Raw genomic sequence first — 11395 nt, forward strand, 5'->3', positions numbered from 1 at the left:
TACCTGTGAATATCTTCCGTATCAAAAAGCAGTTGAGACGCCGATGGAGAAGATGGAGACGTGCCATTTGGACTGCAGGAGGCTGCGGATTGGTCACCCTGATGGCTTGGCTGGGCTTGCTATTGTCCAATCAAATGGAACAGTTAATGACGAAGGAACCTATTGCCCTCGAAACGCTGGGAATCATAAAGGAAGCCGCCATGGGAGCTGGGAAGGAAGCTGAATCCGAAGCGGCATGGATTAAACAATTAGAACGAAGCGATCAACCGCGGGTCGTGCGCTTAAACAAAATATATGCTTGTGGGCAAGAAAGCTCTATCCTTGGGACGATGACTTCGGCCGAAGTCATCCAATTGTCGCGTGAAAATCCGGATTGGCAGGGAATCATCGGGGCTGAAGGAGATGTATGGTTCGAGCAGCATATCAATGAATTGTCGGAGGTTTGCAAGAGAAACGGATATTTCGGAATCGATCAGCAGGGGAATCTCAGCTTGTTCGAGGGCCCTCCTGATAAAGAAAAGGTATTAAAGACCTTTTTTCAGCTGGATGTAGAAACGATGGAAAGCTCATTGCCGCCGGATGTCCTGCTCCACTTGCACCAGGGAATCCGAATACAAGACGTGGATGAATATAACAGCGTGCTGTCGACTTTTAGCGAATTTGCAGCTTTGCCTGCGAGAAAAGTCATGCAACAAAAAGATGAATAAAGCGTATGTATAGGCACGGCAGGAGACGTTCATGTAACGTCTCTTGTTTTTTGCTGTCAAAAACAAGTTCTACAAAGATTTTCCTCAACAGAATCGAAACTTTTGATATAATAAGTGAATACATATGTTCGGTTATCTGGACATAGGCTTCAATTCCATGACGGGGCTCCTATATTAATGGGAGAGAAGAAGCCGCAACAAACGTGGGGAGAGATTAAGCTTGCGAATTTTAGGGATTGACCCCGGCATCGCCATCGTCGGTTTCGGCTTTATTGATAAACAAGGCAGCAAATGCATACCTGTGCAGTATGGCTGCATTCAGACTGAAGCACATACACCTGAAGAGGAGAGGCTTCTTCATGTCTATGAAGCCATGGTTCAACTCATTGATAAATACAAACCGGATACAGTAGCGTTGGAGAAGCTGTTCTTTAATCGGAACGTGACTACTGCGATGTCGGTCAGTCAGGCGAGGGGCGTGCTTGTACTGGCGGCGGCGCAGCGGAATCTACCGATTTCGGAATATACGCCCATGCAAATTAAACAGGCAATCGTAGGGTACGGCAAGGCTGAGAAGAGGCAGGTACAGGAGATGACGAAGATGTTCTTAAAGCTGCAGGCGATCCCGAAACCGGACGATGTAGCGGATGCGCTGGCTGTGGCGATTTGTCATGCCCATTCCTATACATTAAATTCGAAAATAAACGAGGTACTGAGGTCATGATTGATTTTGTAAGGGGCCAGGTGGCTCATTTGGAAAATGATTATGTCGTGTTGGACGTTCAGGGAATAGGATATCGCATTTATTGCCCGAACCCGTATGTTTTTGCCGCTAAAAATGAACAGACGGCTACCGTCTATACTCACCATCATGTACGAGACGATGCTATATTGCTATACGGCTTTCCGACGAGAGAGGAGCAGAGGCTATTCCGCAAGCTGATTGAAGTGTCGGGAATTGGCCCACGCGTTGCGCTTGGTATTTTAAGCGGCGGTCATCCAGATCACGTCGTTGCAGCGATCCAGCAGGAGAACATTGCGTTTCTGACTAAACTGCCGGGAATCGGCAAGAAGACGGCCCAGCGAATGATTCTTGATTTGAAGGATAAGCTTGAGGGCTTGGGAGGACCTTCGCTGTTCGATGAGCTACCGACAGAGGTGGAGGAACTGGATGGGCTGAATCCGGGCTGGCCGGAAGCAAGAGAGGGACTTAAGGCGCTGGGTTATACCGATGCAGAGCTTGATCGTGTATGGCAGCAATTAAAGGAGTCGGTTAAACCGACAGAAGAGGTAGATTCGGTTATGAAAAAAGCGCTCAAGCTGCTGTACGCAGGCTAGTCTTGGGTTGAAGGGGAAGGAGCGAGAAGGCGATGATGGAAGACCGGATCATATCCGCGAATCTAATGATGGAAGAACAGGCGGTGGAGCTCAGTCTTCGTCCCCGTTATTTAGCGGAATATATCGGACAGAACCAAATCAAGGAGAATTTGAAAATATACATTGAAGCCGCAAAAATGCGCAACGAAGCATTGGATCATGTGCTGCTATACGGCCCGCCCGGCCTTGGAAAAACAACGCTGGCCAATATTATCGCCAATGAACTTGGTGTCAATTTACGTACGACTTCAGGTCCGGCGATTGAACGGCCTGGAGATTTGGCTGCGCTTCTAACGAATTTACAAGAAGGGGATGTCCTCTTTATTGATGAAATCCATAGGCTGCATCGGACGGTCGAAGAGGTTCTATATCCAGCGATGGAAGATTTCGCATTGGATATTATGATCGGCAAGGGCCCTAGTGCGAGATCGGTACGGCTGGATCTCCCGCCATTCACCTTAATAGGTGCGACTACAAGAGCTGGGCTGTTGTCGGCTCCGCTGCGGGATCGTTTTGGAGTGATGAACCGACTGGAGTTATACACGGTGGAGGAGCTTAGCTATATTGTTAGCCGCGGTGCTGATATTTTCGGCATCGATATTATAGGCGACGCGGCCGATGAGATCGCGCTTCGCTCTAGAGGGACACCGAGGATTGCGAACCGGCTGTTGAAGCGCGTACGGGATTTTGCCCAGGTTCGGGGTGACGGGCACATTACAAACGATATTGCCAAGGAAGCTTTGCAAATGCTGCAAGTTGATCCTATGGGATTGGATATGATCGACCATAAGATGCTTCGGGCCATGATCACGAATTTTCGAGGCGGTCCTGTCGGACTTGATACGATTGCGGCAACCATCGGGGAAGAAGGCCAGACGATTGAGGACGTGTATGAACCTTACTTGCTCCAAATTGGTTATTTGCAGCGTACGTCCCGCGGCAGAATGGTAACGCCCGCAGCTTATCAGCATTTAGGCCTGCCGATACCAAGCGATTCCTGATCGCTTTAGTCGAAAGTTGGAGCAATATACGTTGACGAGGAGGACTATCGAACGTGAATAGACCAAGACTGAGATCGAAAAAGGCGTTAAAAGGCAGGGCATCCAAGTGGGCAGCGGCTTTATTAGCGGCAACTTTGCTAGGCGGTGTGCTTCAGCTTCCAGCTAGTGCGGATGAAATGCCGGACACGCGTGTCCGCGTAGCGATGTTCCTTGATTTAGGAAGCACTTATAAATCAGTTGTCCCCGCGGTGACAATGACTGCGGAGTCAGCCTGGCAGGCAGGGCCGGAGCGAGGGGACGGCATGGAGAGCTGGGTGGATTTCAGCCCTGGTCAAACGGTGCGCTTTAGCGTAGACGGGATAAAAGTCAAGGCACTGGAGAGCGCAGACTGGCAATCGGTATCAGCTGCCATAAAGAAGCTGCAAGGAGGGACGGATAAACCGATCGCCATTGCAGCTCAGCAAGCCGGAGGCACGGTATATCAAATTTATACCGGGCCTTATGCCAGCGAAGATGAGGCTTCGGCTGCGGTAGCTCGTGTCGCTCAGACACTTGCCGGGCAGTTGGGCGAGCAGCTGCCAACCATACACGGCAGTTACTATTATTCCGCAGGCATATTTGGCAGCAAAGCGGAAGCTGAAGCCTATAGTCAGGCGCTAAACCTGCCGGGCATAGAAGTAAAAGTGGCTATCATAGGCGCAAATCAATACGCGGTATGGGTAGGCGGCGCTGTAAGCGATGCTTCACTAGCAGCGCTTAAGGCACAAATTATTCAGCTTCAGCCTCAATTGAATCTCTCCGCTATCGATTCTCAGGCCCCTGCCCTTATTGCTTATCGCGATGTTACAGGGGATCTGACTTCGCCGGGAGCAGTCGAGCATTATGCGGTCAGTGGCGTAAATATGAAGCTGCTGGTACATGATAGCGAGGACTCGGCCCTTCAGGTGACGGAGAGATTTGGCCGCAAATATCGAGGAAACTTCGAAATCAGCTCTGTAAATGGCCAGCTAGCCCTCGTGAATGACGTATCGTTGGAGCAGTACTTATATTCAGTTGTTGCTGCAGAGGTGCCTAGCTCCTGGCCGCAGGAGTCGCTTAAAGCGCAGGCCGTTGCGGCCCGGAGCTACGCGCTTTATCATGCGGACGGAAATAAGTTTAAGGTTGCCGGTCTAGTAGACACGACTTTAAGCCAGGTATATAACGGGGTAGAAAAAGAAGTCGACAGCATCATACAAGCGGTGGACAGCACGGCCGGGGAAGTTATAAAATCGAATGGCCGAATTGTAGAAGCCATTTTCTCCTCCAATAGCGGCGGTGTGACGGCGGACTCATCGGAAGTATGGAGCAATCCGAATTCGACGTTCAGCAGCATGGTCAGCGACGGAGACAAGGCCGCGCAGGCTGGGTTGAAATCCTGGTACCAGGTGCTGCTTCCAACAGGAAAGACTGGATACGTCAGAGAAGATAACGTGAAGCTTACGGGAGGGACGACAACAGCGGGCTTGGCCAAAATGACGGTTACGGCCAACGCCACGAATGTGCGGCCAATTCCGATGATCCAAGCGGATGTGAGCCCGGTGGCACAAATGAATCCTGGCGATCAGGCAGTTGTCCTCAACGTAGTGGATGAATCCAGCTCGTATTCATGGATTCGAGGCCCGTACAGCTCGGATGAGCTGTTGAAATCGCTGAAAGGCAGGACGGCAAAGGATGTTCCTTCGCCGATCCTCAATTTGGAGATTACGCAAAGAGGGCCGTCCGGGCGGGCCACACAGATCAAAGCCAACGGACAAATCCTCGATGTGCGCTATCCGGATTTATTCCGATCTGCTTTCGGCGGGCTGCCCAGTACGTTGTTTGATATTGCAGCTACCGGTAGATATACTGTGCAGGGCGCTGGCGGAGCGATTTCCTCCGGAACGGCTAACTCTGGCACGTCAGTGCTGTCTTCAACGGGAGCAACGAATTGGAGCGGAGGCAGCATGGTTGTTATGGGAGCGGATGGAGCTGCCCGGGCGATTGATCAGAACAATCGATTCTTGTTCGTTGGACGCGGCAATGGTCATGGCCTGGGCTTATCCCAATGGGGAGCCAAGGGAATGGCCGATGCAGGGTATGATTATGCAGCCATATTGCAACACTATTATCAGAATGTCACTATCGTTAAGGAATGATTGGTTTATATGAATGTTGACTTGTATGATTTCGATTTGCCAGAAGAGCTTATTGCCCAGACCCCGCTTGCGGATCGCACCGCATCCCGGCTGTTGACTTTGAATAAATCAACCGGAGAGGTACAGCACCATATGTTTCCGGCAATATTGGATTATTTGCAGCCCGGAGATACTCTGGTACTCAACGATACGCGGGTAATTCCAGCTAGATTATTTGGTGTGAAGCAGGACACTGGAGCAAAAGCCGAAGTATTGCTGCTTAAGGACTTAGGCGCGGATCGATGGGAAGCGTTAGTCAAACCTGGAAAAAAGCTGAGAACCGGGGCCGTAATTATTTTCGGTGATGAACTGACGGCAACGATCGAGAGTGAGGGGGATATGGGAGAGCGCGTTCTTTCCTTTTCCTACGAGGGAATCTTCAATGAGATCCTGGATCGACTTGGTCAAATGCCCCTTCCTCCCTATATTAAAGAAAAATTAGCCGATCGCGAGCGTTATCAGACCGTGTATTCCAAGCATGAAGGCTCGGCTGCGGCACCTACGGCAGGCCTGCACTTTACGAAAGAGCTATTGGAGCAGGTTCGTTCTAAAGGAGCTGACATCGCTTTTGTTACGCTGCATGTGGGGCTGGGAACCTTTCGCCCGATGTCTGTGGAAAAGGTAGAGGATCATGTGATGCATGAGGAGTACTATATTCTCTCCGAGGAGACGGCAAAGCTGTTGAACGCAACGAAGAAGCGGGGAGGCCGGATCATTGCGGTAGGAACGACGTCTGCCCGCACATTGGAGACGGTAGCTGGGAAGTGCGGCGACGGCCCGATTACGGCGATGAGCGGCTGGACAGGCATTTTTATTTACCCGGGATATGCCTTTAAACTAGTTGATGCGCTGCTTACCAATTTTCACTTGCCGAAATCTACACTAGTCATGCTTGTTAGCGCACTTGCCGAACGGGAACAACTTTTGAACGCATACCGGGAAGCCGTTGAGCAGAAATACCGCTTCTTCAGCTTCGGGGATGCCATGTTTATTTATTAAGGTTGAAGAGGATGGTTGATGACATTGGCAGCAGCAATAACCTATGAACACATTAAGACGTGCAAGCAGTCCGGCGCTAGACTCGGACGAGTGCATACGCCGCATGGCGTCATCGAGACACCGATATTTATGCCGGTGGGCACGCAAGCTACGGTTAAGACGATGAGCCCAGAAGAACTAAAGGAAATGAATGCGCAAATTATTTTGAGCAATACGTATCATTTGTTTCTACGGCCTGGGCATGAAATCATTCGTGAAGCAGGCGGATTGCATCAGTTTATGAACTGGGATCGCCCCATCTTGACGGACAGCGGCGGCTTTCAGGTGTTCTCATTAAGTGAGATGCGGAAAATTACGGAGGAAGGCGTGCATTTCCGCTCGCACCTGAACGGAGACAAGCTGTTTTTGTCCCCGGAAGTAGCGATGGAAATTCAGAACGCTTTAGGCTCGGATATTATGATGGCCTTTGACGAATGCGCGCCTTACCCGGCTGAATACGATTACGTAAAGAAATCGCTTGAACGCACGAGCCGCTGGGCCGAAAGATGCTTAGAAAGCCATGCCCGTCCACAGGATCAAGGATTGTTCGGTATTGTTCAAGGCGGCATGTTCGAAGACCTGCGAAAACAGAGCGCGAAGGATTTGACTTCCCTGGATTTTCCGGGGTATGCTATTGGTGGACTGAGTGTAGGTGAGCCAAAGCATTTGATGTATGAGGTGCTCGACTATACTGTGCCTCTGCTGCCTGCGGACAAGCCCCGCTATTTAATGGGAGTTGGTTCGCCGGATGCATTGATTGAAGGCTCCATCCGAGGAGTCGATATGTTCGATTGCGTGCTGCCAACAAGGATCGCCCGCAATGGTACAACGATGACGAGTCAAGGCAGATTAGTGGTGCGTAACGCTCAATATGCTAAGGATTTTGGGCCGCTCGATCCGGAGTGTGGTTGCTATACTTGCCGCAACTACTCGCGAGCTTATTTGCGGCACTTGATCAAGAGTGACGAGACATTCGGTCTTCGGTTGACTACATATCACAACCTGTATTTCTTGATTGATCTGATGCGTCAAGTTCGTCAGGCGATTATGGATGACAGGCTGCTCGACTTCCGGGATGAGTTCTTCGAGCGGTATGGTCTGTTTGGCAACGACAAAGGATTCTAAGACTATCAAATTTTCATCGAAAGGGGGATATATATGTTCCACTATGCAGCAACGGCAGCTCCGGCTGCGGGGAATCCGCTCATTACTTTGGTTGTTCCGTTCGCGATCATGTTTATCGTGTTCTATTTTCTGTTGATTCGTCCTCAGAAGAAGAAGCAGCAATCACGCAACGCAATGCTGAGAGCGCTCCAGAAAGGGGACAAAATCGTCACGATTGGCGGACTTCACGGTACGATCGTATCGTTGACGGATGATACCGTCGTGCTTCTTGTGAACGATGCAACCAAGCTTACGTTTGAGCGCAGCGCAATTAGCCATAGCGTGAATCCGGTAGCTTCTTCCGAATCGAAATAATGGATAGGAAGAAGAGCCTAAAAGCAAGAAGAGCCTGATGCAGGCTCTTTTTTTTGTTTCCCCAGCCGGGTTACCCTCATTTTTTCTTGTGCAAATTAACCCCGAACATGCCACCGAGCGCACCAATCGCAATGGCCGGAAAGAGCAAAGTCAAATCGCTTAACCCAGGTGAGCTGTCTAATGCAAGCAAGCTGATGCATAAAATTAGAATTCCATAAAATAATCCAGTTAGTGAACCCTGGTACCAGCCCTTATGCCCTGCTCGCTTCCCTGAGGTAAGCCCACCGAATAACAGAGCTGCTGCATGAACGATGTAAATGGGCCATGTTAGATTATGTTCCTCCAGTGAGCCTGACTGAAGCAACAGGGATAAGACTAGAGCCCCGATCATCATCCATAAGAAAGCGTACCAAATGCCGGAAAGGGTAGGATGAGTGAGCCGAAGAGACGCCAAACGTCGGAAGAAATCCATCACTTGTTCCTCCTATATCATTTAATACCATCATTGTATGGTCAAGCTTGCAGGATTAGTACAGGTTTAAAAACCGTTCGAGGCATTGCTGTTCAGTGGCGGATCAATGTCAAAATTAACCGCGATTCAAGCAAAATGAGATTTGTATGGTTATCTGCTTAGAAGGTCAGAATATCTGTACGATGCTTTGTCCGATATGAACTAAATAGGATGGAGGGAACCATTTTGACGGCTCATCTTATTTCGCTTGTACTTCGAACGGTACTGATGTATTTTACAGCATTTGCTGTTATGCGCATTATGGGAAAAAGAGAGATTGGGGAGCTGTCGATTTTCGATTTGGTCATTTCCATCATGATTGCGGAAATCGCGGTATTCGCGATCGAGGATATGAATCGCCCGCTCTATGATGGGTTTGTTCCTATGATTACTTTGCTGCTTATACAAATCGCTATCGCAATGCTGTCATTGCGGAGCCGGGGCATACGCTTTTTGTTTGACGGCAAGCCGAGCGTAATTATTCAGAATGGGCAGATTAACCGGGAAGAAATGAAAAGACAGCGGTATAATCTTGACGATCTGTTGATGCAATTGCGAGCCAATAACATCGACAATGTAGCCGATGTGGAATTTGCCGTACTGGAGACCAGCGGCCAATTGAGCGTTATTCCAAGAAGCGAGGACAGCAGCGAAGGAAACAACCAAGACAGCAATTCGCCGCAGGCCAGCGATGCTAAGGTTATTTCGAAAATTAGATATGAAGAAATCCCATTGTCCTTAATCATGGATGGCAAGGTACAAGATCAAAATTTGGAGCAGATCGGAAAAACGAGATTTTGGTTAAAAAATCAAATTCAAGCTAGGGGAGTAAAGGATTTTAAGGAGATATTCTTTTGCTCCATCGATCATCAAGGCAAGCTGTACATTAATTTAATGCAGGATAAATAATTAGCGGAACCATCTTCGGAGCAGCGGAATCCGTCGGAGGTCATGAAGATCAATGAGTCCCATGATTCCTGATAATGCGATATACAATACCCCTGAAATTACAGTGGCGGCAATCAACTGAATTCCAGGCTGCGGGCTGATTGTAAGCTCATGATAAATATAAGCAGCAGCCCCTGCCATAATGATCATGCCACAAATGACTTTAAGGATATCCAAATAGGGAATATGATAACGCAGTGCCTTGGCCACGCTATAGCCATGGAGAAGAGTCACGATGACAATATTGGCAATGATGGCGATAATGGCGCCATAAATCCCCAAACTCGGATTGGAGGCTAAATAGAAAATAAGCGAGATTTTAACAATGGCTCCGATCAAAGTGTTAAGCAATGCTCGTCCGGGCTTATCTAGCGCTTGCAGAGCAGCCTGCAGAGGAGTTTGGACATAAAGGAATAGAGCGAACGGAGCCATGATTTTAAGCATTCCGGCGATATCCCCATTATCATAAATAAGCAAGCATAACGGTTCAGCCAGAACATACATAATCGCTGCGAAGGGCCCGCCCGTAACGAGAGCAAGCCGCAGCGACTGGTGCAGCCGCAGATGAATCGTTCGCATATCGCCGCGCGCTTGAGCCTCCGCTAGTGAAGGGACAAGTGAAACAGCAAGCGAGGATGTGAGCGCTCCGGGCAGCAGCAGCAAGGGAATGATCATTCCTTGAAGGGCTCCATACTGGGCTGTGGCAATTGCGGTAGTAATACCAGCAATAGCGAGGCTTTGCGCGGTGGTGATCGATTCCAGCAAATAAGAAAGCGATCCGACGAGCCGGCCTCCCGTAACCGGAATGGCTATTCGGAGAATGCGCTTCAGGTTGGCGGCAAACCCTCTACCTAAGTTTAATTCTTTGTCCGGGCTTGTCGTCGCGTTGACTTGCTGGCCTAAGAATGGAGATCTCGCCTCTTTACGTTTGGAGTGCCAATAATGCCACAAGATTACCGCCATACCGACCACTTCGCCAGCAGCCACTCCGAGCATCGCTCCGGCAGCTCCATAAGCAACGCCCATGGGAAGCATTAAGTACGAGAACCATAGTACACATACGATTCGGGCTAACGTTTCCAGGATTGATGAAGAAGCAGATGGGATCATATTCTGTTTGCCTTGGAAATACCCGCGAAAAACAGAGGAGATAGCTACGATCACGATCATCGGACTCATGGCGATGAAGGGATAATAAACCCGGGAATCCGGCAGGACATATCGGCTGATCCAAGACGCGCCGAACAGACTGGCGACCGTAAAGATTAATCCGGCAACTGTCGTAAAAATCAGGCTTGTTCTTAGTATTGCTGCCGACCGGCCAGGCTGGCCGGAAGATTCCGCCTCCGCGATTAGCTTAGCGACGGCAAGCGGAATGCCGCCGGTAATAATCGTTACAAGGACGATGAAGAATGGGTACCCGAGCTGATAGAGGCCGACCCCTTCGGCACCGATAATTCGGGGAAGAAGGATGCGGGGAATAAAGCCGAGAATGCGATTAATAATGCCAGCAGCGAGCAGGATCATCGTTCCTTGGATAAAGGTCTGTTTGTTCAAAATGATTCCCTCTTTCCCGGATTGAGCATTTTACTAAGACGACTTGTCTGATATATTTATGAATATGCTGTACCCGTCCGTATTCATACCTGCTAGTTTTATAGCAGTATCCAGAACGACAGAAGCAGGAATCATGAGATCGGGGTAGAATTAGTTTAAAGACAGCTTAGCTCGCAGGAAAGGGGCATCATGAAATGGATCAACAGGAATTCGCCGAGAAGCAGTTGAACGAAACGATTGAAACTCTATGCCGCAGCAAAGTAGAAGAATTTCGGCTTATCGGTTATGAACATGTAACCGTATCGGAAATATGGGACTGTGTCAGTCATAAATATGAGAAAGAAGGTTATCCGGAGCTTCACCAGTTGGTCAACGATATCCTTTCATTGAAATCTACCCAATTTATGAATTACATGACGTTATCCGCATTTCGTGGGTCCCGTTTCTAAGGAATCGGGATCTTTTTTTGGCTCTGAATGGGGCGCGTTAAAGAAACCGACAATATTTGATAAATTGACGCTCTTTTCCTGCATCGCTATAATAGGAATATTGAGAATTTGAAAG

The 11395-nt window shown here is 49.1% G+C and carries 12 protein-coding genes; 10 read left to right on the forward strand and 2 right to left on the reverse strand.

Annotated features, from left to right (window positions below; genetic code table 11):
* Positions 1-89 precede the first annotated feature (89 nt).
* From CZ379_RS11730 to yajC, 8 genes are all read left to right on the forward strand, one after another.
* Positions 90-707: a BofC C-terminal domain-containing protein gene (locus tag CZ379_RS11730; RefSeq protein WP_234404893.1), complete on the forward strand. Its 618-nt coding sequence runs from the start codon at positions 90-92 to the stop codon at positions 705-707.
* Positions 708-927: 220 nt separating this feature from the next.
* Entirely contained in the window at positions 928-1431 is a 504-nt protein-coding gene (gene ruvC, locus CZ379_RS11735; protein ID WP_110931785.1) for a crossover junction endodeoxyribonuclease RuvC, read from the forward strand.
* Complete coding sequence (gene ruvA / locus CZ379_RS11740; RefSeq protein WP_110931786.1) at positions 1428-2045, forward strand: Holliday junction branch migration protein RuvA; 618 nt, start codon at positions 1428-1430, stop codon at positions 2043-2045. Before ruvC ends, ruvA begins: the two co-directional genes overlap by 4 nt.
* Before the next feature lie 35 nt (positions 2046-2080).
* Positions 2081-3085, forward strand: a complete 1005-nt coding sequence (gene ruvB / locus CZ379_RS11745) for a Holliday junction branch migration DNA helicase RuvB (protein WP_110934337.1) — start codon at positions 2081-2083, stop codon at positions 3083-3085.
* A gap of 53 nt (positions 3086-3138) precedes the next feature.
* Positions 3139-5259 (forward strand): SpoIID/LytB domain-containing protein, encoded by a 2121-nt coding sequence (locus CZ379_RS11750; RefSeq protein WP_324616424.1) that lies wholly within the window; start codon positions 3139-3141, stop codon positions 5257-5259.
* Positions 5260-5268: 9 nt separating this feature from the next.
* Positions 5269-6297, forward strand: a complete 1029-nt coding sequence (queA, locus tag CZ379_RS11755) for a tRNA preQ1(34) S-adenosylmethionine ribosyltransferase-isomerase QueA (protein WP_110931787.1) — start codon at positions 5269-5271, stop codon at positions 6295-6297.
* Positions 6298-6321: 24 nt separating this feature from the next.
* Positions 6322-7461 (forward strand): tRNA guanosine(34) transglycosylase Tgt, encoded by a 1140-nt coding sequence (gene tgt / locus CZ379_RS11760; RefSeq protein ID WP_110934339.1) that lies wholly within the window; start codon positions 6322-6324, stop codon positions 7459-7461.
* 33 nt (positions 7462-7494) lie between these two features.
* Positions 7495-7815, forward strand: a complete 321-nt coding sequence (gene yajC / locus CZ379_RS11765) for a preprotein translocase subunit YajC (protein WP_110931788.1) — start codon at positions 7495-7497, stop codon at positions 7813-7815.
* 76 nt (positions 7816-7891) lie between these two features.
* On the opposite strand, the gene CZ379_RS11770 is transcribed toward yajC, so the two are convergent.
* On the reverse strand, positions 7892-8287 hold the full coding sequence (locus CZ379_RS11770) for a TIGR04086 family membrane protein (protein WP_110931789.1): 396 nt from the start codon (positions 8285-8287) through the stop codon (positions 7892-7894).
* Positions 8288-8512: 225 nt separating this feature from the next.
* Between CZ379_RS11770 and CZ379_RS11775 the strand changes: the two genes are divergently transcribed.
* Positions 8513-9235 carry a DUF421 domain-containing protein gene (locus tag CZ379_RS11775; protein ID WP_234404894.1) on the forward strand — a complete coding sequence of 241 codons (723 nt, stop codon included), beginning with the start codon at positions 8513-8515 and terminating at the stop codon, positions 9233-9235.
* Here CZ379_RS11775 and spoVB read toward each other — a convergent pair whose 3' ends face one another.
* Positions 9236-10831: a stage V sporulation protein B gene (gene spoVB, locus CZ379_RS11780; protein ID WP_110931791.1), complete on the reverse strand. Its 1596-nt coding sequence runs from the start codon at positions 10829-10831 to the stop codon at positions 9236-9238.
* 194 nt (positions 10832-11025) lie between these two features.
* Between spoVB and CZ379_RS11785 the strand changes: the two genes are divergently transcribed.
* Complete coding sequence (locus tag CZ379_RS11785) at positions 11026-11280, forward strand: post-transcriptional regulator (RefSeq protein WP_110931792.1); 255 nt, start codon at positions 11026-11028, stop codon at positions 11278-11280.
* The last annotated feature ends 115 nt before the right edge of the window (positions 11281-11395 follow it).

Source organism: Paenibacillus bouchesdurhonensis (assembly GCF_900155685.1).
GTDB classification, from domain to species: domain Bacteria; phylum Bacillota; class Bacilli; order Paenibacillales; family Paenibacillaceae; genus Fontibacillus; species Fontibacillus bouchesdurhonensis.

Excerpts from the sequence above, each read along its gene's own strand:
- ruvB (WP_110934337.1), top strand. The coding sequence starts at position 2,081 with ATGGAAGACCGGATCATATCCGCGAATCTAATGATGGAAGAACAGGCG.
- queA (WP_110931787.1), top strand. The coding sequence starts at position 5,269 with ATGAATGTTGACTTGTATGATTTCGATTTGCCAGAAGAGCTTATTGCC.
- CZ379_RS11785 (WP_110931792.1), top strand. The coding sequence starts at position 11,026 with ATGGATCAACAGGAATTCGCCGAGAAGCAGTTGAACGAAACGATTGAA.
- ruvA (WP_110931786.1), top strand. The coding sequence starts at position 1,428 with ATGATTGATTTTGTAAGGGGCCAGGTGGCTCATTTGGAAAATGATTAT.
- CZ379_RS11770 (WP_110931789.1), bottom strand. The coding sequence starts at position 8,287 with ATGGATTTCTTCCGACGTTTGGCGTCTCTTCGGCTCACTCATCCTACC.
- yajC (WP_110931788.1), top strand. The coding sequence starts at position 7,495 with ATGTTCCACTATGCAGCAACGGCAGCTCCGGCTGCGGGGAATCCGCTC.